General features: G+C 65.6%; 27 protein-coding genes. 14 read left to right on the top strand and 13 right to left on the bottom strand.

What is annotated here, in order from left to right:
• Position 1 precedes the first annotated feature (1 nt).
• Both rsgA and aroA read right to left on the bottom strand, forming a co-directional pair.
• Positions 2-991 carry a ribosome small subunit-dependent GTPase A gene (gene rsgA / locus ACZI8R_RS15820; RefSeq protein WP_463380651.1) on the bottom strand — a complete coding sequence of 330 codons (990 nt, stop codon included), beginning with the start codon at positions 989-991 and terminating at the stop codon, positions 2-4.
• A complete protein-coding gene (aroA, locus tag ACZI8R_RS15815; RefSeq protein ID WP_463380588.1) occupies positions 988-2,307 on the bottom strand; it encodes a 3-phosphoshikimate 1-carboxyvinyltransferase in 1,320 nt (439 codons plus the stop codon). Before aroA ends, rsgA begins: the two co-directional genes overlap by 4 nt.
• Before the next feature lie 38 nt (positions 2,308-2,345).
• Between aroA and ACZI8R_RS15810 the strand changes: the two genes are divergently transcribed.
• Entirely contained in the window at positions 2,346-3,131 is a 786-nt protein-coding gene (locus tag ACZI8R_RS15810) for an SOS response-associated peptidase (protein WP_463380587.1), read from the top strand.
• Between the two features lie 9 nt (positions 3,132-3,140).
• On the opposite strand, the gene ybaK is transcribed toward ACZI8R_RS15810, so the two are convergent.
• The gene (gene ybaK / locus ACZI8R_RS15805; RefSeq protein WP_463380586.1) at positions 3,141-3,635 is read right to left on the bottom strand and encodes a Cys-tRNA(Pro) deacylase; all 495 of its coding nucleotides are present in this window, start codon (positions 3,633-3,635) and stop codon (positions 3,141-3,143) included.
• Between the two features lie 208 nt (positions 3,636-3,843).
• Here ybaK and ACZI8R_RS15800 point away from each other — a divergent pair, with 208 nt between their 5' ends.
• Together ACZI8R_RS15800 and rsrA are read left to right on the top strand one after the other, a co-directional pair.
• The gene (locus ACZI8R_RS15800; RefSeq protein WP_463380650.1) at positions 3,844-4,470 is read left to right on the top strand and encodes a sigma-70 family RNA polymerase sigma factor; all 627 of its coding nucleotides are present in this window, start codon (positions 3,844-3,846) and stop codon (positions 4,468-4,470) included.
• Positions 4,467-4,751, top strand: a complete 285-nt coding sequence (gene rsrA, locus ACZI8R_RS15795) for a mycothiol system anti-sigma-R factor (RefSeq protein WP_463380585.1) — start codon at positions 4,467-4,469, stop codon at positions 4,749-4,751. Before ACZI8R_RS15800 ends, rsrA begins: the two co-directional genes overlap by 4 nt.
• Before the next feature lie 65 nt (positions 4,752-4,816).
• On the opposite strand, the gene ACZI8R_RS15790 is transcribed toward rsrA, so the two are convergent.
• Entirely contained in the window at positions 4,817-4,891 is a 75-nt protein-coding gene (locus ACZI8R_RS15790) for a 50S ribosomal protein bL37 (protein ID WP_110293457.1), read from the bottom strand.
• A gap of 91 nt (positions 4,892-4,982) precedes the next feature.
• Between ACZI8R_RS15790 and ACZI8R_RS15785 the strand changes: the two genes are divergently transcribed.
• Both ACZI8R_RS15785 and ACZI8R_RS15780 read left to right on the top strand, forming a co-directional pair.
• Positions 4,983-5,198: a biotin/lipoyl-binding carrier protein gene (locus tag ACZI8R_RS15785; protein ID WP_463380584.1), complete on the top strand. Its 216-nt coding sequence runs from the start codon at positions 4,983-4,985 to the stop codon at positions 5,196-5,198.
• Between the two features lie 9 nt (positions 5,199-5,207).
• A complete protein-coding gene (locus ACZI8R_RS15780) occupies positions 5,208-6,755 on the top strand; it encodes a sensor histidine kinase (protein ID WP_463380583.1) in 1,548 nt (515 codons plus the stop codon).
• A 105-nt stretch (positions 6,756-6,860) separates the two neighbouring features.
• On the opposite strand, the gene ACZI8R_RS15775 is transcribed toward ACZI8R_RS15780, so the two are convergent.
• The gene (locus ACZI8R_RS15775) at positions 6,861-7,115 is read right to left on the bottom strand and encodes a WhiB family transcriptional regulator (protein ID WP_378573355.1); all 255 of its coding nucleotides are present in this window, start codon (positions 7,113-7,115) and stop codon (positions 6,861-6,863) included.
• A gap of 228 nt (positions 7,116-7,343) precedes the next feature.
• Positions 7,344-8,300, bottom strand: a complete 957-nt coding sequence (locus tag ACZI8R_RS15770) for a diacylglycerol/lipid kinase family protein (RefSeq protein WP_463380582.1) — start codon at positions 8,298-8,300, stop codon at positions 7,344-7,346.
• 73 nt (positions 8,301-8,373) lie between these two features.
• Here ACZI8R_RS15770 and ACZI8R_RS15765 point away from each other — a divergent pair, with 73 nt between their 5' ends.
• The gene (locus ACZI8R_RS15765) at positions 8,374-8,814 is read left to right on the top strand and encodes a hypothetical protein (RefSeq protein ID WP_463380581.1); all 441 of its coding nucleotides are present in this window, start codon (positions 8,374-8,376) and stop codon (positions 8,812-8,814) included.
• Between the two features lie 5 nt (positions 8,815-8,819).
• On the opposite strand, the gene ACZI8R_RS15760 is transcribed toward ACZI8R_RS15765, so the two are convergent.
• On the bottom strand, positions 8,820-9,299 hold the full coding sequence (locus ACZI8R_RS15760; RefSeq protein WP_463380580.1) for a GNAT family N-acetyltransferase: 480 nt from the start codon (positions 9,297-9,299) through the stop codon (positions 8,820-8,822).
• Complete coding sequence (locus tag ACZI8R_RS15755; protein ID WP_463380579.1) at positions 9,296-9,937, bottom strand: acid phosphatase; 642 nt, start codon at positions 9,935-9,937, stop codon at positions 9,296-9,298. Before ACZI8R_RS15755 ends, ACZI8R_RS15760 begins: the two co-directional genes overlap by 4 nt.
• A gap of 120 nt (positions 9,938-10,057) precedes the next feature.
• Between ACZI8R_RS15755 and ACZI8R_RS15750 the strand changes: the two genes are divergently transcribed.
• Positions 10,058-10,855 (top strand): ParA family protein, encoded by a 798-nt coding sequence (locus ACZI8R_RS15750; protein WP_463380578.1) that lies wholly within the window; start codon positions 10,058-10,060, stop codon positions 10,853-10,855.
• On the opposite strand, the gene ACZI8R_RS15745 is transcribed toward ACZI8R_RS15750, so the two are convergent.
• Genes ACZI8R_RS15745 through ACZI8R_RS15735 form a run of 3 tightly spaced genes read right to left on the bottom strand, consistent with a single transcriptional unit; the run spans position 10,827 to position 14,519 of the window.
• A complete protein-coding gene (locus tag ACZI8R_RS15745) occupies positions 10,827-11,657 on the bottom strand; it encodes an SDR family oxidoreductase (protein ID WP_463380577.1) in 831 nt (276 codons plus the stop codon). The genes ACZI8R_RS15750 and ACZI8R_RS15745 overlap by 29 nt on opposite strands.
• A 48-nt stretch (positions 11,658-11,705) precedes the next feature.
• Positions 11,706-12,923 (bottom strand): Rv3212 family protein, encoded by a 1,218-nt coding sequence (locus tag ACZI8R_RS15740; protein ID WP_463380576.1) that lies wholly within the window; start codon positions 12,921-12,923, stop codon positions 11,706-11,708.
• Positions 12,924-12,932: 9 nt separating this feature from the next.
• Positions 12,933-14,519: a DEAD/DEAH box helicase gene (locus ACZI8R_RS15735; protein WP_463380575.1), complete on the bottom strand. Its 1,587-nt coding sequence runs from the start codon at positions 14,517-14,519 to the stop codon at positions 12,933-12,935.
• A 338-nt stretch (positions 14,520-14,857) separates the two neighbouring features.
• On the opposite strand from ACZI8R_RS15735, the gene ACZI8R_RS15730 reads away from it, so the two are divergent.
• Positions 14,858-15,538, top strand: a complete 681-nt coding sequence (locus ACZI8R_RS15730; RefSeq protein WP_463380574.1) for a ferritin-like fold-containing protein — start codon at positions 14,858-14,860, stop codon at positions 15,536-15,538.
• Between the two features lie 115 nt (positions 15,539-15,653).
• Positions 15,654-15,884 carry a DUF3107 domain-containing protein gene (locus ACZI8R_RS15725; RefSeq protein ID WP_463380573.1) on the top strand — a complete coding sequence of 77 codons (231 nt, stop codon included), beginning with the start codon at positions 15,654-15,656 and terminating at the stop codon, positions 15,882-15,884.
• Positions 15,885-15,948: 64 nt separating this feature from the next.
• On the opposite strand, the gene ACZI8R_RS15720 is transcribed toward ACZI8R_RS15725, so the two are convergent.
• Complete coding sequence (locus ACZI8R_RS15720; RefSeq protein WP_463380572.1) at positions 15,949-16,614, bottom strand: HTH-type transcriptional activator FasR; 666 nt, start codon at positions 16,612-16,614, stop codon at positions 15,949-15,951.
• Positions 16,615-17,017: 403 nt separating this feature from the next.
• On the opposite strand from ACZI8R_RS15720, the gene ACZI8R_RS15715 reads away from it, so the two are divergent.
• The 3 genes from ACZI8R_RS15715 (at position 17,018) to ACZI8R_RS15705 (ending at position 20,258) form a co-directional block, all read left to right on the top strand.
• Positions 17,018-18,058 carry a DUF3152 domain-containing protein gene (locus ACZI8R_RS15715; RefSeq protein WP_463380649.1) on the top strand — a complete coding sequence of 347 codons (1,041 nt, stop codon included), beginning with the start codon at positions 17,018-17,020 and terminating at the stop codon, positions 18,056-18,058.
• An 88-nt stretch (positions 18,059-18,146) separates the two neighbouring features.
• Positions 18,147-19,358, top strand: a complete 1,212-nt coding sequence (gene moeZ, locus ACZI8R_RS15710) for an adenylyltransferase/sulfurtransferase MoeZ (protein ID WP_463380571.1) — start codon at positions 18,147-18,149, stop codon at positions 19,356-19,358.
• 45 nt (positions 19,359-19,403) lie between these two features.
• A complete protein-coding gene (locus ACZI8R_RS15705; RefSeq protein WP_463380570.1) occupies positions 19,404-20,258 on the top strand; it encodes a TIGR02569 family protein in 855 nt (284 codons plus the stop codon).
• Here the strand turns inward: ACZI8R_RS15705 and ACZI8R_RS15700 are convergent, their stop codons facing one another.
• Positions 20,259-20,924 carry a FadR/GntR family transcriptional regulator gene (locus ACZI8R_RS15700; RefSeq protein WP_463380569.1) on the bottom strand — a complete coding sequence of 222 codons (666 nt, stop codon included), beginning with the start codon at positions 20,922-20,924 and terminating at the stop codon, positions 20,259-20,261.
• 67 nt (positions 20,925-20,991) lie between these two features.
• On the opposite strand from ACZI8R_RS15700, the gene ACZI8R_RS15695 reads away from it, so the two are divergent.
• Both ACZI8R_RS15695 and ACZI8R_RS15690 read left to right on the top strand, forming a co-directional pair.
• Positions 20,992-22,167, top strand: coding sequence for an MFS transporter (locus ACZI8R_RS15695; protein WP_463380648.1), 1,176 nt, complete (start codon positions 20,992-20,994; stop codon positions 22,165-22,167).
• 134 nt (positions 22,168-22,301) lie between these two features.
• Positions 22,302-23,720: an MFS transporter gene (locus ACZI8R_RS15690; protein WP_463380568.1), complete on the top strand. Its 1,419-nt coding sequence runs from the start codon at positions 22,302-22,304 to the stop codon at positions 23,718-23,720.
• Position 23,721 lies beyond the last annotated feature (1 nt).

Below are 23,721 nucleotides of genomic sequence, written 5' to 3'. Positions count from 1 at the left end.
TCTACCAGGTTTCGTTCGCGCTGATCGCTTCGAGCAGATGGCGGACGGCACCGACACGTCGGGCAGATTTGCCTTCGAGTTCGTCCAGTGCGCATTCCGGGTCGGCCGGGGGGCCCAGGTGTGTGCACCCGCGCGGACAGTCCTGCACGGCCTCGGATAGATCCGAGAATGCCGCCACGACGTCCTCCGGGGAGATATGGGCGAGCCCGAACGAGCGAATGCCCGGCGTGTCGATGACCCAGCCCGCGGTGGGGAGGTGCAGTGCAACCGACTGTGTCGACGTGTGTCTGCCCTTGCCTACCCCGGACACCACACCGACCGCCCGATCGGCCTCCGGGACAAGGCGATTCACCAACGTCGACTTCCCGACGCCGGAGTGGCCGATCAGGGCCGTCAGTTCGCCGGCGAGCATGTTCTCGACCTCGTCGACCGGATCTTCGCGGCCGGCCACGATGACGGGGACGTCCAGATCGGCGAATGCCGCAGTGAACTCTTCCGGCGATTCCAGGTCGCTCTTGGTGAGGCACAGGATCGGCCGTAGACCGCCGACGTAGGCGGCCACCAGAGCGCGTTCCACGAAGCCCGTGCGTGGTGGCGGGTCGGCAAGGGCCACCACGATCAGAAGCTGTCGGGCATTCGCGACGACGATCCGTTCGTAGGGATCGGTGTCGTCCGCGGTGCGCCGCAGAACGGTGCTGCGTTCCGCGACGCGGACGATGCGTGCCAATGTGTCGGGCTTGCCCGACAGGTCACCCACGACGTCCACCCGATCACCCACGACGATGGGCGTGCGGCCCAATTCGCGGGCTCGCATGGTGACTACCGGCCGATCAGGGTCACCGTCGAGTACGCATCCCCAGCGCCCCCGGTCCACGGACACGACCATCGCCGACTCCGCACTCAGGTGCTCCGGCCTGGTCTTGGTTCGGGGACGAGTACCTTTGCCCGGTCGGACCCGGACGTCGGATTCGTCGTACCGTCGGCGGCTCAGCTGCTCGCCTTCCGTGCGGGCCCGGTGGATTCGGGAAGCATGTTCGCCCACAGCGTCTCGAACCCGGGGAGTGTCTTGGCCGTCGTGCCGATGTCCTCGACTTCCACCCCGTCGACTCGAAGGCCGATGATGGCGCCTGCCGTGGCCATCCGGTGGTCGGCGAACGACCGCCACACCCCGCCGTGCAGTTCGGCGGGGGTGATCACGAGTCCGTCGTCGGTCTCCTCTGCGGTTCCACCGAGTGCTTCGATCTCCGAGGACAACGCCGCGAGGCGGTCGGTTTCGTGACCGCGAAGGTGGGCGATACCGCGCAGATGGGAAGGACTGTCGGCGAGCGCCGCGAGGGCGGCCACGGTCGGCGTCAGCTCGCCCACATCGTGGAGATCGAAGTCGATTCCGCGCAGCGCCCGTGGGCCCTCGACGGTGAGCACGGAGTCGGACAGGGCGACGTCGGCGCCCATCCGTTCGAGAATCTCGCGGATGGCGTCTCCGGGCTGAGTCGTCTTGCTCGGCCAGTGCGGAATGCGGATACGTCCGCCGGTCACGGCGGCAGCGGCGAGGAATGGCGTGGCGTTCGAGAGGTCCGGCTCTATCGCCCGATTCACGGCACGAATCGGGCCCGGCGCAACGCGCCAGGTGTCGGCTCCTGCGCCGTCCTGGGGAGTACTCACCACGACACCCGACTCGCGCAGCATGTCGATCGTCATGTCGATGTGCGGCATGGACGGCACGGCCTTGCCGTCGTGGTGAACGGTGACCCCGTCGTCGAAAGCGGCGGCCGACAGCAGCAATCCGGAAACGAACTGGGACGAACCCGAGGCGTCGATCGTGACTTCGCCGCCCTGTACGCGGCCACTTCCGTGCACGGTGAACGGCAGGGAGTTGCCGTCGATGTCGGCTCCCACGCCCCGGAGAGCGTCGAGAATAGTGTCCAGTGGTCGGGTCCTGGCCTGCTCGTCCCCATCGAAGGAGACGTCCCCGGATGCGAGCGCTGCGAGCGGCGGGACGAATCGCATCACCGTTCCGGCCAGCCCGCAGTCGACGGTGGCGCCGTGGAGTTCGCCGGGTACGACGTCGAGGGTGGTGCCGTCACCCATCACGACGACACCGAGTGCGCGAAGTGCGTCGATCATCAAATCGGTGTCACGGCTGCGCAGCGCTCCGGTGATCGTCGACGGTCCGTCGGCGAGCGCTGCGAGCACGAGCGCACGATTGGTGATCGACTTGGATCCGGGAAGGGTGACGGTCGAGTTGACGGGCGAATGTGCGCGGGGGGCTTTCCACAGGCTCAGGGTCACGCATCCATCTTCCCTCATGCGGCAGAACTGTCGCATATGCGTGCCATCCTGGTGGTATGTGCGGGAGATATGCGACAACGGCCAATCCGGCGACGTTGGCGGCCGAGTTGGATGCGGTGGACGAGGTGTCCGATCTGGACGAGACGTCGCGGCCGGTGCCCAAGTACAACGTCGCCCCGACCGACCGAGTCTGCGCAGTGGTCGATCGGCGCGGTTCCCGGCGCATCCGCGGCATGCGCTGGGGTTTGGTGCCGCCGTGGACCAAGCAGCTCGGCAAGGGGCCGGTACTGATCAACGCTCGGGCCGAGTCGCTCACCGAGAAGCCTGCGTTCCGGACCGCGGCGAAGCACAAGCGCTGCCTGGTGCCGATGGACGGATGGTTCGAGTGGCAGACCGGCGTTGCCGACCGACTTCTCGGCGCGAGGACAGAGCCCGGCCCGCGTGGACAGAAGGCCGTCAAGATCCCGTACTTCATGACCCCACAGAATCACTCTCGGTTGTTCGTCGCCGGCCTCTGGTCGGTATGGCACGACCCCGAGGCTGCCGGCTCGGACGAGTCGCCCCCGCTTCTCAGTTGCAGCGTCGTCACGGTCGATTCGGCCGCGCATCTGACCGAGGTGCACGATCGGATGCCACTCGTCCTGCCCGCGGACCGCTGGGATGCGTGGTTGGACCCCGAGCACATCGCGGCCCCGGAACTGCTGGAACCGGCCCTCGATGCGTATGCGGACATCGAAGTGCGACGGGTGTCCACCCAGGTCAACTCCGTGAAGAACGACGGCCGAGAACTGATCGACCCCGTCCCCGACGATCGAGCGGGCGAGCAGATCACCCTGCTGTGATCGATCCGACTACTCCGCTGTGATCGATCCGATCGTTGCACTGGTCAGGGTGACCAGGTCGGTAGGGGCGAGCTCGATCTCCAGCCCGCGGCGCCCCGCGCTGCACAGCATTCGATCCAGTTCGAGCACGGAATCGTCGACGACCGTACGTAGGGGAGTGCGCTGCCCGAGCGGGGACACGCCACCGAGGACGTACCCGGTCGAGCGCTCCACCTTTCGCGGATCGGCCATGGCGGCCTTACGTGCGCCGAGCGTGTGAGCTGCGGCCTTGAGGGACAGCGAACGACCGACCGGGATCACCGCAACTGCGAGCGTTCCGGTGTCGAGCTCGACGACGAGGGTCTTGAACACCTGAAGAGGTGAGATGCCGAGAGCAGCGCTCAATGCATCGACGGCCTCGGTGCCGTAGGAATCCGCATTCGGGTCGTGCTCGTACGAGTGCACGACGTGCTCGATGCCGGATTTCCGAAGGACCGTGGTCGCGGGGGTGGCGGTGCCTGCCATGCGTAACTCCTGTGGTCGGCCGGGGAACAGATGGGTCGAAATCTGCGTTGCAACATCCAGTGCACTACTGACAGAAGAGTGGGCAGTACGAGAACAAGAGTAAGGAGCGCTCGTGAACGTGAGGTCCTCGGTGATGACGCGTGAGCCGCGTTTGCAGTTGGCGGTAACGTTGACGCCCACGGCGACCGAAGGGATCAGCGTGCAGGAAATGGATGGTCCACAGACGCGAGCGACCGAGACTCAGGACGAGTTGATCGCTCGTTTCGAGCGGGACGCCTTGCCGCTGTTGGATCAGCTCTACGGTGCGGCGCTCCGGATGACCCGCAATCCGTCGGATGCGGAAGACCTCGTGCAGGAAACGTACGTGAAGGCCTACTCGGCTTTCCGCTCCTTCCGGGCAGGCACGAACCTCAAGGCGTGGCTGTACCGCATTCTGACCAACACCTACATCAACTCGTACCGCAAGAAACAGCGCCAACCAGCGCAGTACCCCACGGACGAGATCACGGACTGGCAGCTCGCCGCGTCCGCGGAGCACACGTCGACGGGGCTGCGCTCGGCCGAGGTCGAAGCGTTGGACGCGCTTCCCGACGACGACATCAAGGAAGCTCTGCAGTCGTTGCCCGAGGAATTTCGGATGGCGGTGTACTACGCCGATGTCGAGGGATTCCCGTACAAGGAGATCGCAGAGATCATGGGCACGCCCATCGGTACGGTCATGTCGCGACTGCATCGCGGGCGCAAGCAGCTTCGCGGATTGCTGGCCGACGTCGCCCGTGAACGCGGATTCAACCGTGGCGGCACGGCGTCCCCGGAGCAGGAGGTTTCGCGGTGAGCGAGCAGGACGAATTTGAGAGGCTCGATTGCTCGGCAGTGATCGCCGACGTATGGCTGATGCTCGACAACGAATGTGACGAGGCCTCGCGGGTCCGGTTGCAGCGGCATATCGACGATTGCGGATCGTGCCTCGAGGCGTACGGCATCGAAGAGCGCGTGAAGAGTCTCGTGAGCCGCAAGTGCGGCGGCGAGCACGCGCCGGAAAGCCTGCGCCAGCGGCTGAGCATGGAGATCAGGCGGACGATCGTCGTGACGGACATCGGGCCGGACGAGCGGTAGCGCAGCGAAACAACGAGCAGGGCCGGGAAGCAAATGCTTCCCGGCCCTGTGTCAGTTCATGCGCCTCAGCTGTTGGGACGCTTGCCGTGATTGGCGGCATTGCCCTTGCGACTGCGCTTCTTGCGACCACGCTTACCCATGAAAGGCTCCCTTCTGTTTCGCTCCAGTCTTTCACGTGTGGTTGGCTGTGATTGCAACTGGGTTTGTCGGATTCGGGAATGAGGATTCACGATGGCAGAAGACGTACGCGCCGAGATGGTCTCCACGGTCTATCAGGTGGTCGTCAACGCTGGCGACAGCGTGAAGGAGGGCGACACCCTCGTCATTCTCGAATCCATGAAGATGGAGATCCCCGTCATCGCAGAAGAGGACGGAACGGTCACGTCCGTGGACGTTCAGGTGGGTGACGTCATCAAACAGGGCGACCTGATCGCCGTCATCTCGTGAGTCCGAACCGTGTCCACACTCAGTGACCTGCTTGCCGAACACACAGACCTACCGGGTTCGGCGGTGGACCATCTCCAACGGGTGGTGGGTGAGTGGCAACTCCTCGCAGATCTGTCCTTCGCCGATGTCCTGCTGTGGGTCGGTACGGATTCGGGTGTAGGTGGCGTCGAGGCCGGTTCGGTCATCTGTGTGGCGCACTGCAGGCCGACCACAGCCTCCACCGCCTTTCCCGAGGACATGGTCGGTGCGGTCGTGTCGGAATCCGAGCACCCCCAGGTCCGTCGTGCCTTGGCCGACGGACGAATCGTCCGGATGGCCGACGACGCGGAGGATCCGTCGCCGTCCGGGAACGTCGACCGCACTCGCATGCGGCCGCGTAGGGAAGCGGTGCCGGTTCGCTGGGCCGGGGACGTCATCGCCGTGCTCAGCCGGGACACCAACTCGAACCGTGAACGTGCGCAGAGCCCCCTCGAAGTCGCCTACCTCGACTGCGCGGACGATCTGTGCCAGATGATCACGGACGGGACGTTTCCCATCAGGGAGGCGCGCGCCGACACCAACTCGAGCCCTCGCGCAGGCGACGGGTTCATCCGTCTCGACACCGAGGGCGACGTGGTTTTCGCGAGTCCGAACGCGCTGTCCGCATACCACCGCATGGGTCTCAACTCGGACCTGATCGGGCAGAACCTGGCAGCCACCACGCGCGCCCTCGTCACCGATCCGTTCGAATCACGGGAAGCTGCGTCGTACATTCGCGACACCATCGAGGACAAGCCCGGCCGCAGGATGGAGATCGAGGCCAAGGGCGCGACGGTGCTGCTGCGCGCGCTGGTGCTCAAGCCCGGCGGGACGCGAGTGGGTGCGGCCGTCGTGGTGCGTGATGTCACCGAGGTCAAACGCCGGGACCGTGCGCTGCTCAGCAAGGACGCCACGATCCGCGAGATCCACCACCGCGTGAAGAACAACCTGCAGACGGTCGCTGCGCTCTTGAGGCTGCAGGCGCGGCGTACCCGGAACGAGGAAGCGCAACAGGCACTCACCGAGTCGGTGCGACGGGTGACGTCCATCGCGCTCGTGCACGACACGCTGTCGATGTCGGTGGACGAGGAAGTGGACCTGGACGAGGTCGTGGACCGTCTGGTGCCGATGCTGTCCGACGTCGCCATCGTCGGTACGCCGGTCACCATCGGTCGGGAAGGGAGTCTTGGAGTCTTCACCGCCGAACGGGCAACTCCGATGGTGATGGTGATGACCGAACTCGTTCAGAACGCGATCGAGCATGCCTTCGATTCCGGCGAGCCTGGCAACGTCACGATCCGGGCGCAGCGATCGGCGAGGTGGTTGGACATCGTCGTCCACGACGACGGGAACGGGCTGCCGGACGGCTTCGATCTCGAAACGTCGGATCGGCTGGGTCTGCAGATCGTTCGCACTCTGGTCGCTGCCGAACTCGACGGCTCACTGAGTCTGCGCGCCGGCCCGGACGGCGGCACGGACGCGACGCTGCGAGTGCCGCTCGGGCGCCGAGGAGCGACCGGTGAACGTCGGAGGCCCTGAAAGGTCGCCGGTCCTGACTTTCGGACATGCAAAAGGCCCGGCACCATGTGGTGCCGGGCCGTCCTCTTGGTAGCTTGATGCTGTGTAGCTTTGTTACGCCTGGTTTCAGACGGTGGTGCGAGCGCGCGTGCGAGCATTGCGACGCTTGAGTGCGCGACGCTCGTCTTCGCTCATGCCGCCCCATACGCCGGCATCCTGGCCCGACTCGAGTGCCCATGCGAGGCAATCGGCGGTCACAGGGCAGCGGTTGCATACAACCTTGGCATCCGCGATTTGAGCGAGAGCCGGACCGCTGTTGCCTACGGGAAAGAACAACTCGGGGTCTTCGTCACGACAGATTGCGTTGTGGCGCCAGTCCATCCTTCTGCTCCTTAACTGGGTGCGAATATGCACCGTTGCGTTTGTTCTGAGTTCACCTGTGCGTACTCGGTGTTTCCGCACTGTTGCTTGTGAATGCTTTCACGAACTGGGCTGATGTCAATAGAAAACGCCCGCACCGTGGGGGAACTCACTCACTTAGGTTTGCCTTTGTCGGACGTTCCGGTATAGAGTTCGGGGGTTGTCTGACCAGGCCCGTTCCGCCCCATTCTACGGACGCGGCGGAGCCACCACGTCCAGAACCTGCGGCACGGAGACGAATTCCGCCGTACTTCTCAGGCCGATGTAATCGCCGTCCATCTGAAGTCCGATCGGCGTCGATGCGGTGATGCGAACTCGCGGCACATCGTCGGTCCGAAACAGCTTCGTGGCCGCGGGCTTCGCGCCCCGTACGAGGAGTTGACGTACGACACGCAGCGTCGCGAGCGCGGATGTCGTCCGCATCGCGAAAACGCCGAGCCCGCTGTCGTACGACGTCCCGGGATTCGTGTGCACCTGGCGCTTGTTCAGATACGTCCACGGACTCGAGTTGGAGACGAAGCAGTAGTGCACGCCCTCGACAGGCTCCTGGTCCGGGATCTCGACCGTGAGCGTGGGTTCCGCGCCCTTGATGCGGAAGAAGGCATGGATTGCGGATCGGACGTACTGGGCGGGGCTTGCGGGCTTGCCGTCGGTTCGGTGAGCGTCGACGGCTTCGCACACCTGAGCATCCCAGCCGAGGCCGGCATTGAACGTGAACCATCGGTTGTCGCAGTGGGCGAGGCCGATGGTGCGTTTGCGCCGGAACGACAAGAGGTCGATGAGCTGGTTGGTGGCGTCCACCGGGTCCGGTGCGATCCCCAGCGACCGCGCGAATACGTTCGCGGAGCCACCCGGCACGACGGCGATCGGCGGAATGGGCCCGACCCGCATCGCCCGCACGGTGTCGGGGTTGGGCGGGCCGAGCAAGCCGTTGACGACCTCGTTCACGGTCCCGTCACCGCCGTGCACGATGATGAGCCCCACCCCGTCGTCACAGGCCTGTTCGGCCAGCTCCGCGGCATGTCCCCGGTGCGTGGTGTGAGCGACGGTGAGTCGAACGCGACTCGACAGTGCATGGGCGAGCAGATCGCGCCCGGCGGGGGTCGTCGATGTTGCGTTCGGATTGACGATCAGCAGTGCTCGCACGGAACATCACCCTAGCGGCCCGGAGGCTACGTGCCGGACGAGTCGCTTCTCGGTGGTGTTCTAGGCTGGCCGGGTGTCGACACCGCCTGTACGAAACTCCACGCCCACCACCGTTCGCTGGGCCGGTGGACTCGTAGCGCTCGAAGGTGCCGTCGCGGTCGGCGTAGCCGTCGTCCTCGTCGTTCGTGGCCTGCTGGGGCACGACCAGACGATCGCAAGTGGTTACGGCACTGCGGCGTGGTTCGCCATCCTCGGCGGAGGAGTGCTTGCCGGAGGAATCGCACTGTTCCTGGGCAGGCGTTGGGGGCGCGCGATCGCGATCGTCGCTCAGCTACTGCTTCTGCCGGTCGCGTGGGCCTTGCTGACCGACTCTCATCAGCCGGTGTTCGGGGTCCTGCTCGCCGTCGTGGTGGTGGGCGCGCTCGGATGCCTGTTCAGTGGGCCCACCTCGCGGTGGATGGAAGCGCAGTACGGGCAGGAACCCGAAGCGACGGAAGCGACCGACGAGACCTGAGCGGATCATTCGGTCTCGGCCGCGAGCGTTTCCAGTGGCTGTCCGGTGAGCCGGTAGGTGGTCCACTCGTTCTGCGGCTTCGCGTTCAGTGACTCGTAGAACTCGATCGACGGCGTGTTCCAGTTGGCTACGGACCAGGCCAGCCGGGTGTACCCGTTGTCGACGCATTCTTTTGCGAGGGCCGCGAGCAGAGCCTTTCCGTGTCCGCCGCCGCGCTCCGACGGACGGACGTAGAGATCTTCCAGATAGATTCCGTGGCTGCCGTCCCACGTCGAGAAGTTGAGGAACCAGACTGCGATACCGACCACTGCGTCGTCGTCGTTGACGGCCACGTGGGCGAATGCGGCCGGATCGTCACCGAACAGCGCCTCGCTGATCTGCGTGTCGGTGACGGTGCACTCGTCCTTCGCGCGCTGATGCTCGGCGAGAAGGTAGATCAGCTCGGTGATGTCGGTGACATCGCCCTGCTCGGCACGTCGAATCATGAGAGGCCCTCCTGGCTGACAACGTTGTGGCTGATCACTTGGCGGGCGCCGTGCTCGAATCCGAGGATCGACAGTCCTGCGGGTGACAGTGCAAATCTACGGCCCTCGGAGACCGGAAGTTCGATCCACCTGGAAACGAGAGCACGCGAGAAATGGCCGTGCCCGACGAGGATGACGTCGTGTTCCGCGAGCTGGGATTGGGCGACCGACAGCACGAGATCGCATCGAGCGTGAATGTGCTCGGCCGTCTCGCCGCCGGGGCACGGGTGAGTCCACACCGTCCAGTCGGGAACGGATTCGCGAATCTCGGGGGTGGTGAGCCCTTCGTATCGCCCGTAGTCCCACTCGGCGAGCGCATCCCAAGTGCGATTCACGCGGAGGCCGGCGAGCCCGGCGGTTCGATGCGCGCGCAACCGCGGGCTCGAGACGACCAGCGGCGCCCGCAGGTCGAGCGCCTCGATGGTGGCGGCGACACGCCGAGCCTGTACTTCGCCGATCTCGGTCAGGGGGATATCGGTGCGACCCGTGTGTTTTCCCAGCTCGGACCACTCCGTCTGACCGTGCCGCAGCAACACGATCCGGGGAATGCGCCCCGAATCGGGGACCGCCTCGGCATCGGACGTTTCGGAAGCGCTCATCGAACTATCATTGCAGCGACCAAGCGGGGAGTTGCACCGACTGGGCAGAGTGCGCAAAGGACCTGTTCGTTTTCGGTCGAAGGTCTCGCCAACGGCGGGGAAGTGAGTGAGGATCGAATCGTGACAACCATTCTTGCAGTTGCGAATCAGAAGGGCGGGGTCGCGAAGACCACCACCGTCGCATCATTGGGGGCGGCTCTCGTCTCGTTGGGGCAGCGGGTGCTCGTGGTCGACCTCGATCCGCAGGGGTGCCTGACGTTCTCGCTGGGCCACAATCCGGACCGGTTGGAGGCGTCCATTCACGACGTTCTGACGGGCGACGTCACGGCCGACAAGGTCGTGATCGACACCAAGGACGGCGTGGGGTTGTTGCCGGCCACGATCGACCTTGCCGGAGCAGAGGCGATGCTGTTGATGCGGCCCGGTCGCGAGTTCGCGCTCAAACGCGCACTGACCCCGCTGCACGACGAGTACGACACGATCATCATCGACTGCCCGCCGTCGTTGGGTGTGCTGACGTTGAACGGTCTGACCGCCGCACAGTCGGTGCTCGTTCCGTTGCAATGCGAGACGTTGGCGCACCGCGGTGTCGGCCAGTTGCTGCGCACGGTCCGTGAGGTCCAGCAGATCACCAACCCCGACCTCGTCCTGCTCGGCGCCCTCCCGACGTTGTACGACGCCCGCACCACGCACAGCCGAGACGTCCTTTCCGATGTCTCCGACCGGTACGACCTACCCGTGCTGGCACCGCCGATCCCGCGCACGGTGCGATTCGCGGAGGCAACGGCGTCGGGCGCGACGGTCCTGTCCGGCCGAAAGAACAAGGGCGCGCAGGCCTACCGGGATCTGGCGGAGAATCTCGCCAAGCACTGGGCAGGCTCCGAGCTCACTACGTTTGCTGTTGGAAGTGGCGAGTGAGTTCTTCCTGAGTCGGATGCCAGGGGGCCGGCCAGGCGTCGGCGCGAAGCTGCGCGTCCGTGCCACCGTCGGCGAAGATCACGCTGCCACACAAGAGAGTCGATCCGGGCCCGAGCAGGAATTCGGCCAGTGCGGCCACCTCCTCCGGCCGCCCACGCCGTCCCAGCGGAACCGGGTAGAAATCCAGGGCCTTCGCGAGCTCGGGGTCGAGATGGTCGCCGGACGTCATCGGGGTGTCGATCATGCCGGGCGCGATGGCGTTGATGCGCACCCCGCGACCGATCCATTCGGGGCGGACGGCTTCGTGTCGCACCCATCCCGCGAGCGCGAGTTTGGACGCGGGGTAGGTGGGGATCGCCGTCAATTCGTCGGCGAGGCGGGCGGCCTCGGCTTCGTTGCCGTCGCGGCAGAGGGCTACGAGGTCCTCGGGGATTCCGGGTTGCGTGCTCGTGCTGCTCGACGACAGGACGACTACCGAAGCGGACTGCGCCGCGACGAGAGCTTCCCGTACTCCTTCGATGAACCCGACCGTGCCGAAGTAGTTCACGGACGTCAACAGGCCGCCCGATTGACCCGCCAGTGGGCCGACCCCGGCGCAGCACACCACCCCGTCGAGGCGGCCGCCGGCGAGTTCGGTGGTGGCTCCTGCGGCGTCGGCGCGGCCGCCCGCGGTGGACAGGTCGCCGACGACGTCGGCTTCGCGTAGATCCACTCCGATCACGGTGTGGCCCGCATCGAGGAGGTGCTGGCGAGTTGCGGCGCCGATTCCGGAGGCGGCGCCCGTTATGGCATAGGTCGACATGACGAGATTAGAACATGTTTCACATTTCGAATGAAGGCTTTCAGCCCTTCAGCGCAGTGCGACCACGGTGTCGCCGCGCTGCTCGAGAACGACACCTCCGACGACCGAGGTGGTGATCGGGCCTTCGTAGTCGCCGCGGTCCACGGCGATGGTGCGCTGCGGTTGTCCGGTGGCTCCGTCGAGCACCGCGATGCCGGTAGGCACCGGGACGAGGAAGCTGCTTCCCATGGCTGCGCCCGGACCGAGTGCGCCGACGAAGGCCCATTGGGGATGCAGATCCTTCTGGTCGAGCTTCATCACCTCTGTGCCCGTCCACCACGTGATCGCCTCCGAGGTGGCGGACGTGAGCGTTTCGGGACCGACCGGGCGAGGGAGTGGGGAGACGGAAAGCTCCTCACCGTCGCCGCCGTATATACCGATCCGAGCGCCGGAAGTGGGGCCCGCGGGCAGGTAGACGGCAGCGGTCTCGCCCTCCACGGCAAGGATCCGAGCACCCTCGGTATCGACGTCGAGGTCCGCAAGGACGGAAGACCCGTACTCCCGCGGCTCCTGGCTGTCGTCGGGGGCGGGGTCGAGCATGGTGAGCCGATCTGCCTGCTCGCCCGGGCACCGCTCGAGCACCGCGGTACGGGAGCTGCTCGTCGCTGCATCGAGGAGCTCGCACCCGCTCCGAGGTTGCTTGTTCGGGTTGATCGGTGCGTCGACCCGTCCGTATTCGACCGTCCGAACGAGGTCGGATCGCCACAGTTCCATCCGGCGATCGCCTCGGGACACGACGTAGGTGCCGCCGTCCGAGACGGCGACGGCGGGGTCCGCTTCGCTGTTGCGTTGTGCTTCACGAACGCCGGTTCCCCCGGCGAGCGCGGTGACCTGTGAGCACCCGCGATCGTCGCGATACACGGCCACCACCTCGTCCCATGCGGCCACCGCGCCGCACAGATCGATGTCTCGTTCGTAGCGCCAGAGTTCGTCGCCCGTCGCGCGGTCGTGTCCGACCACCGCGCCGCCGTCGGCGGTGACCACGACGGTGTCCGCCGCGACCACCGGAGTGTGGGTGGCCGCACTCGATGCTTCCCAGGCGGGAGTCAGAGTCTCCGGGACCGTCAGCACCGTCTCGGCGGCCTCGGGCGGCGTCTCGGCAGTGACCGAAGTGGTGCCACGCGCATCACTGCGAAACCACACAACGGCCGCAACCACGACAAGTACCACCACGATGGCGGCCGCGACGATCAGATCGACGCGGGTGCGCCGTTCGGGTGCGAGCACGGTGTTCGGCTACTCCGATGCTGCCGTGCCGGCTGCCTTGGCAGGACGGCGGCGGCGACGTCGCCGGGGCTTGGATGCGCCCTCGCCTGTCGCGGATGCGGCCGGCTGATCGCTCGGTGCGGTCTGAGCGGCCTGCTGTTCGTTGGTCGCCGACGCGGGCTTGCCACCACGGGTGCGGCGACGGCTGCGATTGCGTGCGGGGCGTTCCGACTTCTCGGTCCGCTCCGAGCTGCCGGTCTTCTCGCCTTCCTCGGACGAGTCGGCCGACTTCTTCTTGATCGAACCCTTCGCATCCGTGGGGATGGAGAGTTCCTCGTACAGGTGGGGCGAGCTCGAGTACGTCTCGGCGGGGTCCGGGATGTTCAGCCCGAGCGCCTTGTCGATGAGCTGCCACCGGGGAATGTCGTCCCAGTCCACGAGAGTGACGGCAGTTCCGGTGCGCCCGGCGCGGCCCGTACGACCGATCCGGTGCACGTAGGTCTTCTCGTCCTCGGGGCACTGGTAGTTGATGACGTGAGTCACGTCGTCGATGTCGATACCGCGGGCTGCCACGTCGGTGGCGACCAGCACGTCGATCTTGCCGTTACGGAACGACTTGAGCGCCTTCTCGCGGGCGATCTGGCCGAGATCGCCGTGCACCGAACCCACCGCGAATCCGCGCTCCGACAGGTCGTCCGCAACCTTCTGTGCGGTTCGCTTCGTGCGGGTGAAGATCATCGTGGCGCCGCGGCCCTCGGCCTGCAGGACGCGCGCGACCATCTCGGCCTTGTCGAGAGCGTGTGCACGGTAGATGTGCTGGCTGGTCCGCTCGTGCACCGCGGACGATTCCGCTTCCTCGGCCCGAATGTGCGTGGGCTGCGAGAGGAACGTGCGCGCGAGCGTGATGATCGGGCCAGGCATGGTGGCCGAGAACAGCATCGTCTGGCGTTTGTCCGGGACCATGCCGAGGATGCGTTCGATGTCGGGCAGGAACCCGAGGTCGAGCATCTCGTCGGCCTCGTCGAGGACGAGCACGCCCACCTTGCCGAGGACCAGATGGCCCTGCTTGGCGAGGTCGAGGAGTCGGCCCGGGGTTCCGACGACGACGTCGGCGCCCTTCTGCAGGGTCGCGATCTGAGCCTCGTACGGGCGACCGCCGTAGATGGCGAGGACTTCGAGCTTGTCCTTCTCGCCCTTCAGGTACTTGGCGGCGTTCTCGAGGTCCTTCGTGACCTGCACGCACAGCTCACGGGTCGGAACGATCACGAGTGCGCGGGGAGTGCCGTCGAGGGCTGCGGTGCCCGTCGTGCCGGTCGAGATTCGGTGTAGGAGGGGAACGCCGAAGCCGAAGGTCTTGCCCATACCCGTACGCGCCTGACCGATGAGGTCGTCACCGGCGAGGGCGAGCGGGAGGGTCAGTTCCTGGATGGCGAAGGTGCGTTCGATGCCGAGTTCGTCGAGTGCTCGGACGATCTCGTCGCGAACGCCGAGTTCGCCGAAGGTCGGGCCCAGGTGGGACTCGTCGAGTGTGGCGGAAAGTGTGGTTTCGGTTGCGTCGTCTTCATGGTCGACGGTGATCTTGCTCAGGGGACTTGCCTTCCTCGTAGCTGCACGCACGCACGAGGTGAGGGCCGGGCCGCTGGTCGGCCCGATTTCCCAGTCGACGTCTGGTCGACGTCCTCTACCGGCCGGTTCCTGCGTCCGCCTCAGCACGGAAATCGAAGACTTCTGTAAACACGGAAATCGAGATTTCGGCGAAGCGGTGGGAACGGTCGATCAGGTGCGCGCACATTGTCTCGGAGAACCGCTCCGAACCGATGCACGGCCCGAATGTGCGTCCGCCCGAAAATCTGCAGGGCGAAATACGCGGCTTCCACGGTCATTGTAACCGTAGCCAGGCGACACGGGGGCCACGCATGGCCGACATCACCGATACGGCATTACGCTCTGTGCTCATGGGAGCCGATACATCCGAAACGTCGTCATCGAAGATCTCGCCTGATCACCCGGGGGTGGGAGAGCTGTTCGCCGTTCTCGCATACGGCGAGATCTCGGCGTTCTACCGATTGGCAGACGATGCGCGAATGGCGCGCACTCTCGAGGGCAAAGTTGCTTTGGCCAGCATGGCTGCGGCCGAGATGAACCACTTCGAGGCGCTCGAATCGGCTCTCACCGCGCGCGGCTTCCACATCTACGAGGCAATGGACCCCTTCGTGCGCGCGCTCGACGACTATCACGAATCGACGACGCCGTCGACGTGGTTGGAGGCGCTGGTCAAGGCCTACGTCGGTGATGGAATCGCCGCCGACTTCTATCGCGAGATCGGGCACTCTCTGCCGCCGGAGGTATCCGAGACGGTGGAGGAGGTTCTGTCCCAGACCGGCCACTCGGAGTTCGTGGTGCACGAGGTGCAACGTGCGGTCGAAGCGAGCACTCGCGACAAGGACCGTCTGATGCTGTGGGGTCGCAGGCTCCTCGGGGAAGCCATCACGCAGGCGCAGTTCGTCCTCGCGCAGCGCGAGGCGTTGACGGACCTGGTCATCAACGCGTCCGGCGATCTCAACGGGGTCGTGGCACTCTTCGACCGCATGCAGGAAATGCACGCGGAAAGGATGTCCGTGCTCGGCCTCGTGTGACGACGGCTCGCGGCGGTGTTCGCTCTCGGCACAGGCGGTGAGGGCGCCACTGGGCGGAGGCTGCATTAGCCTGGCCTGGACAGCTGATATTTCTCGGAGAGTTCGGAGGTTGACCGTGGAGGTCAAGATCGGCGTAATCGACAGCCCGCGGGAGCTCGTCGTGGCCAGCGAGCAGACGGCCGACGAGGTCGAAGCCCTGGTTTCGGGCGCACTGGGTGGCAAGGCCGAGGTCCTGGCGTTGACAGACGAAAAGGGTCGCAAGTTCCTCGTGCAGGCCGCGAAGATCGCCTACGTCGAGATCGGCCCGACCGATCCTCGCAAGGTCGGATTCGCGCACTCCTCGTAGCAAGCAGAAATGAGAAAGCCCCCGCAGTCGACGACTGCGGGGGCCTTCTCGTGTGTCTGTGTCTTCAGGCCTGTTCGGACTGCAACGGAACGCGGGAGAGTCCGCCCCATGCCAGGGTGACCGTGATGTCCACGGCTTCCTCCTTGGGGATGGGACGAGCCGCCTCGAGCCAGTAGCGCGCGGTGAACTGGCTGGCTCCGACGAGTCCGATGGCGAGGATGCGCGCGCGGTAGGGGTCGAGTCCGGAATCGTGACTGACGAGGTCGAACACAGCGTCGACGCACGCCTCGGTCGCCTGATCGACTCGGGTCTGTACCTGGGGCTCACCCATCAGGTCCGACTCGAAGACGAGCCGGAAGCCCTGCGAATCGTTGTCGACGAAATCGAAGAAGGCCTGAACGGCAGCGCGTACGCGCTGCCTGTTGTCGGTTGTGGACCGCAAGGCCTGGCGAACGCCGGCGATCAGAATGTCCACGTAACTCTGCAGGACGGCGACGTAGAGTTCGAGCTTCCCAGGGAAGTGCTGGTAGAGCACCGGCTTGCTGACGCCTGCACATTCGGCGATCTCGTCCATGCCGGCGGCGTGGTAACCGCGGCTGACGAACACCTCGCTCGCTGCGGCCAGCAGTTGCTGCCGACGAGCATCCCGCGGCAGGCGAGCACTTCGACGAGGCGTTGTGGTCGTCGTGGCATCGCGATCGGAGTTCGTCCGATCCGCGAGTTCAGTCATGGCGCGTCCAATCCAGTCATGTATTCCGAGTCACATCCGTGTGTGTGGTGTGATCATCTGAACGATACCTGTGCAAAGGACTGCGGATGCGCCCGGCGTCGATGGCACGCCGGTCGGGGTGCGGTGGCTGGTAGTTAGCGAAGAAGGGTCTCCGGCCCTGTGAGTGCTTTGCGAGTCCAGGGATTCCTCAACCACTCACAGGGGGTGGGCGGTAACTACTCGGTAACTGCTGGATGGTTGGGGACACGCCGAAACCCGGCGGTTCGGTGGGCTGGGACGAGACGGTCCGACACTGTGAGATTCTGGGTCGGTGAACGACCGAGGAGGACCGCGCATGCGTAGTCGAACTCCCCAGAACGACGAGCAGGGAGATCGGCAGTCGCCCGGCGACGAAGGACGGCAGATGCGCCCGGCGCGCGACGGTGCTGCCTACGGTTCCGGTTACGCCCCGCGGGTCCCCGACCAGCGTCGCGACGACCGGAGCGGTTCACATCAACCCTTGCGTGCACAGTGGGATCCGACGAGACGTGAGGTTCGCTCGCGAGCCCCTCGGCCGGAGCGGCAGGCGCGGAAGCAGAGCAAGGTCGGTCGTTTCGTTTCCGTCTACGGATGGCGCGCCTATGCCATCCCCGTTCTTCTGATCGTGACCCTCCTCGTCCTGGTCGACGCGATCCGCAGCACCGGATCCGATCAGCCCGCCGTCGCGGCGGACGAGCCGGGCTTCGGGGCGCTGTCGAGCGACCCGACCGGCTCCGAGGTCATCGGCGTTCCGCCCGAGGCGGACGGCAACTTCGCCGCATCGATCGCCTCCGGCGCATTGCCCGACGGTGGACCGTTCGCCGCGGAAGGCGCAGGAACCTGGCGCGTCGTTCCAGGTTCCTCGGGCAAGGTCGGTGAGGGGACCGAGCGGGAGTTCACGTACTCCGTCGAGATCGAGGACGGCGTGGACACCGCGGGCTTCGGCGGCGACGAGTCGTTCGGCCGGATGGTCGACCAGACACTGTCCAATCCGAAGAGTTGGACTCACGACCCCCGCTTCGCCTTCCGGCGCGTCGATCAGGGTGAGCCGGACTTCCGGGTGTCGCTCACGTCGCAGATGACCGTTCGAGAGGCGTGTGGTTACGACATTCAACTCGAGGTGTCGTGCTACAACCCCGGCATCGGCCGGGTGCTGCTCAACGAGCCGCGATGGGTTCGCGGGGCCATCGCGTTCCAGGGCGACATCGGGTCGTATCGCCAGTACCAGATAAACCACGAGGTGGGGCACGCGGTCGGGTACCGCGAACACCAGCCGTGCGAGGTCGGCGGGGGACTGGCGCCGGTCATGATGCAGCAGACCTTCGGAACTTCGAACAACGACATCGCGAAACTCGATCCGGAGGGGGTCGTTCCGATGAACGGTCTCACGTGCCGATTCAACCCCTGGCCCTTCCCGCGCGGCTGACGGTTCTCACGCGGCACGGAGCGGGAAGAATGCGCGATTGCACGGCGTTGAACCAAGAGGTCCTGTGTCCCGAATCGAGGAGAGTTCCGTGACTGTCGACATCGCTGGGCGCACGCGGTCCGGGTCCGGCTCACTGCCCCCGCTCTGCGAGCCTGCGGCAGATCTCTCCCGCGAAGAAGTCGCCAGGTACAGCCGTCATCTGATCATTCCCGACGTGGGGATGGTCGGACAGAAGCGGCTCAAGAACGCGAAGGTGCTGTTCATCGGCGCGGGCGGGCTGGGGTCTCCGGCTCTCGTGTACCTCGCGGCCGCCGGTGTCGGGACGATCGGCATCGTCGAGTTCGACGAGGTCGACATGTCGAACCTGCAGCGGCAGATCGTCCACGGCCGATCGGACGTGGGTCGGCCGAAAGGCGAGAGTGCGCGCGACACGATCCGCGAGATCAACGAGCACGTCGACGTGCGGCTGCACGAGTTCCGTCTGGACACCGACAACGCGGTGGATCTGTTCTCCGAGTACGACCTGATCCTCGACGGCACCGACAACTTCGCCACTCGCTATCTGGTCAACGACGCCGCGATCCTGGCGCACAAGCCCTATGTCTGGGGTTCGATCTATCGGTTCGAGGGTCAGGCGTCGGTGTTCTGGGAGGACGCCCCGGACGGCCGCGGCCTGAACTATCGCGACCTGTATCCGGAGGCTCCGCCACCGGGCATGGTCCCCTCCTGTGCAGAGGGCGGCGTGCTCGGAGTCCTCTGTGCGTCGATCGGGTCGATCATGGCGACCGAGGCGATCAAACTCATCACCGGGATCGGTGAGACGTTGCTGGGCCGGCTCATGATCTACAGCGCCCTCGACATGACCTATCGCACCGTGACTCTCGGCCCTGACCCGGACCGGACGCCGGTCACCGAACTGATCGACTACGACGAGTTCTGCGGGGTGGTGTCCGACGAGGGCGTCGCCGCTGCCGCCGACTCGACGATCACCCCGGCCGAGTTGCGGGAACTGATCGATTCCGAAGCGGCCATCGAACTCGTCGATGTCCGCGAGCCGGTCGAATGGGACATCGTTCACCTTCCCGGAGCCGTGCTGATTCCCAAGGATCGCATTCTGTCGGGGGAAGCTCTGGCGGAGTTGCCTCAGGACAAACGGATCGTCCTGCACTGCAAGACCGGTATCCGGTCCGCCGAAGTGCTCGCCACCGTGAAGAAGGCCGGATTTGCGGATGCTGTGCATTTGCAGGGCGGGGTGATCGCATGGGCGAATCAAGTCGATCCGAGCTTGCCGGTCTACTAGGCGCGCCTACCGGACTGCCGGCGCCACGGCGGTAGCCTGGCGAGCGTGAGCACCGGCCAACCTCCCCAGCATGTGTGCTCCACGTTCGGCCTGCGCGAAGTCGACCCCACCCCGCTAGGGGCGGATTGGGACGGCGGATGGCTGTGTGGAGACGTGGTTCTGTCGCCCGTCGCCGATCATGCCCGAGCGGCGTGGTCCGCAAAGGTGCGTGAGACCTTGGAAGTGGACGGAGTTCGCCTCGCTCGTCCGGTGCGTTCGACCGATGGTCGCTACGTGGTGTCGGGCTGGCGTGCGGACACGTTCATCGAGGGGTCCCCGGAGCCTCGCCACGACGAGGTCGTCTCGATGTCCGGTCGGCTCCATGCGGCGACGTCCCAGTTGGAGCGTCCGAGATTTCTCGTGCAGCATCCCGTTCCGCCGCTGGCCGAGGTCGACGTGTTCGTGGCAGCCGACCGCGCAGCGTGGGAGAAGGTCCCCCTGCGGAGCGCCAAGGGTGCCGAGCAGCTCGAGACACCGTCCCCGGACGGTCGCAAGAGCCTCGAGCTGATCGCCGGACTGGCGTCTCTGCGCAAGCCGGTGAACACTCCGGATCAACTCGTGCATGGTGACCTCTTCGGAACGGTCCTGTTCTCGGGGGCCGAGGCTCCCGGTATCACCGACATTACGCCGTATTGGCGCCCGGCAGCGTGGGCCGCTGCGGTCGCGGTGGTGGACGCGATTTCCTGGGGCGGCGCGGACGAGGCTCTCATCGGCCGGTGGGAGGATCTCCCGGAATGGTCGGAGATGTTGCTGCGCGCGGTGTTGTTCCGGCTAGCCGTGCATGTGCTGCACCCTCGTTCCACGGCCGACGCCTTCCCGGGTCTCGCCCGGACTGCCGACGTCGTGCGCCTGATCCTCTAGCTATCCCAACAGTTCCTCGAACAGGGCGCGCGCGGCCTTCGTCGCAGCGTCGGGGTCGCCGTCGACGACTGCCGCGACCAGCGCCGCGTGCTCGTCGTGGAATCCCAATCCCGTTGCCGTGACGTGGTTGTCGATCGTCTGCGCGATGTTCGGCAACAAGGAGTCGTAGAACTCGAGATAGACGGCGTTGTGGCTCGTGGCCACGATCGCGCGGTGCAGTGCCACGTCCGCGGAAACGGCTGCCTCGTGGTCGTCCGGCGGCCATTGGTCGCGCCGTTCGTTCAGTAGGCGGTTCAGAGTCTCGACGTCCTCGGGGGTGCGGCGACGGGCCGCCAGGCGCGCCGCCGTCACGTCCAGCGCCTGCCGGAGCTCCAGGACATCCCGCTCGTGTGCACTCGCGAAGTACGAGCCGAGTGCGGAACTGACTTCGGAGGTAGCGACGACGAACGTTCCCGAACCCTGTCGGCGCTCCAGGACGCCGGCGTGGACGAGCGACTGGACCGCTTCGCGGACCGTATTGCGGCCGGTGCCGAATTGCTCCACCAGTTCGGGCTCGGTCGGGATGCGGTCGCCGACCTCCCACTGTCCGTCGCGAATACGCGCGCGAAGTTGATCCGTCACCTGTGAGATGAGGCTCGTTCGCCGAACTGGTTTCACATCAGTCATCCTGTCATCCTATGATTTATCGGTGAGTCTAATCCGTGGTCGCCTGCTCGTGTTCGCCGCGATCGCCATGTCGGCGCTCGTCCTGAGACTGGCGGTCACGTCGTTCACGCCCCTCGCTGCGCAGATCCGCGACGACATCGGATTCTCGTCCACCGTCGTCGGTGTCTTCGGAATGGTGCCCACGGCGATGTTCGCCCTGTTCGGCATCGCCACGCCCTATCTGGCCCGCTGGTTGGGGCTCGAGCGGACAGCGTTGATCGCCATGCTCATGGCAGGCACCGGCATGCTCCTGCGCGCGCTGGTGGACGACGTCTGGTCGCTGCTCGCGTTGTCGGCGCTCGCCCTCGGCGGTATGGGCATCGGCAACGTCGTGGTGCCGCCGTTGGTCAAGCGCTACTTCTCCGATCGTCTCGCGCTGATGAGTTCGGTGTACATCGTCGGCGTCCAGATCGGCACCATCGCACCGGCTTTCGTGGCGGTGCCGCTCGCGGATGCCGCGGGATGGCGCGTGTCCCTCGCGGTCTGGGCCGTGTTCGGATTCGCGGCCGCACTGCCGTGGATCGTCGTGCGTCTGCGTGCACGGCGCGCGGAAGGTCGCGGCACGGCGGCCGAGCATCACACCGACCATCCGGACCAGGTTCGTGGTCAGGCGTGGCGGTCGCCGGTGGCCTGGGGGATGGCCGGGATGTTCGGTATGACGTCGTGCATCACCTACTCGATGTTCACGTGGATCCCCGACATTCTCACCAGTGCCGGAGCAAGTGAATCGTTCGGTGGCGCGATGGTCGGTCTCTTCTCGTTCATGGGTTTGCTCGCCGCGCTGGGTGCACCGTCATTGTGTGCCCGCATGACCAATCCGTTTCCCGTCGTGCTCGCCTGTGCTGCCTGCTACCTGATCGGGTTCGCCGGACTGCTTCTCGCACCGATGAGCGCGCCGATTCTGTGGATCGTCATCGTGGGTCTCGGCCCGAGCACCTTCCCGATGTCGCTCACTCTCATCAACCTCCGCACCCGTACTCATATGGGGTCGGCTTCGCTCTCGGGGTTCACCCAGGGGCTGGGTTACGCGGTGGCGTGTGTCGGCCCGCTGCTGTTCGGTGTGTTCCACGACGTGACCGGTGAATGGTGGGCCTCGTTCGGTCTCCTGACATGCGCCGTGGTGATCGTGGTCATAGGCGGAGCGCAGGCCTGCAAGCCACGCATGCTCGAAGACAGCTGGCTCGCCGCAGGTCAGGGCAGGTAGCACCCGCGAATCTCTGATTCTCACGATCAGCCGTTCGCCTTGGTGAGGATCAATTGACGTTGCGGTCATTCGCCGCAGCACCCCCGCAACACCCGTTTTCTACCTTTAGGTCTCCACACAACGAGGAGGCCCGGGTGAAGCATTACATCGAGCACTGGGACGCCGAGGACGTCGAGGCCTGGGAAGCAGGCGGCAAGAACGTCGCGAAGCGAAACCTGATCTGGTCCGTGATCGCCGAACACGTCGGATTCTCGGTGTGGTCGATCTGGTCGGTGATGGTTCTGTTCATGCCGACCGAGGTCTACGGCATCGATGCGGCAGGCAAGTTCTTTCTCGTCGCCGTTCCCACTCTGGTGGGCTCGATCCTGCGCATCCCGTACACCGTTGCGACCGCACGGTTCGGTGGACACAACTGGACCGTCTTCAGTGCACTCGTGTTGTTCGTCCCGACGTTGTGGACGCTCTACCTGATGATGAACCCGGGGGCGTCCTACACCACCTTCATGCTGGTGGCCGCGCTCGCCGGCGTAGGTGGCGGAAACTTCGCGTCGTCGATGACCAACATCAACGCGTTCTACCCGCAGCGACTCAAGGGATGGGCCCTCGGCCTGAATGCGGGAGGCGGAAACATCGGCGTTCCGACCATCCAGCTGATCGGTCTGCTCGTCATCGCCACGATCGGAAACCGGGCGCCGTGGATCGTGTGCGCCGTGTATCTCGTCTTCGTCGCAGCGGCGGCCGTGGGCGCCGCGCTGTTCATGGACAACCTCGGTAACCAGAAGTCGGATCTGCGTTCGATGGCTCGGGCACTGAAGTTCTCCGAGTCGTGGGTGATCAGCTTCCTCTACGTCGGCACCTTCGGCTCGTTCATCGGCTTCAGCTTCGCCTTCGGGCAGATCCTGCAGATCAACTTCCTGGCCGGCGGCGCGACGCCCGCCGAGGCCGCGCTGAGCGCAGCCCAGATCGCGTTCATCGGGCCGCTTCTCGGGTCGATCGCCCGTCCTATCGGCGGCAAGCTGGCCGACCGCATCGGCGGCGGTCGGATCACGGTCTACACCTTTGTCGCCATGGCAGCGTCCGCCGGCGTGCTCGTCGTCGCAGGGACGGTCGACGATGCGAGCGAGGGAGCGGCGACAGGTGCGGTGATGGCCGCGTTCGTGCTCGGATTCATTGCGCTGTTCCTGCTGTCGGGCCTCGGAAACGGCTCTGTCTACAAGATGATTCCCGCGATCTTCGAAGCCAAGGCGCAGGGACTGTCCGGAGTGGACCGCACCGAGCGGGCTGCCTGGTCGCGCAGCATGTCCGGCGCTCTCATCGGATTCGCCGGTGCCATCGGCGGACTCGGCGGAGTGGGTATCAACCTTGTCCTTCGTGCCTCGTACAGCAGTCCGGCCAAGTCCGCGACGATGGCGTTCTGGGTGTTCCTCGCCTTCTACGTCGTCTGCATCGCTGTCACCTGGTTCGTATTCCTGCGCAGACCTTCTCAGGGCAGAACTTCTCAGGGAAACACACCTTCCCGCGAGGACGAGAGCCCACTTTCGGCCGCCGTCTGAC

The organism is Rhodococcus huquni, from assembly GCF_055231055.1.
This window is presented reverse-complemented; position numbering and strand designations above follow the sequence as displayed.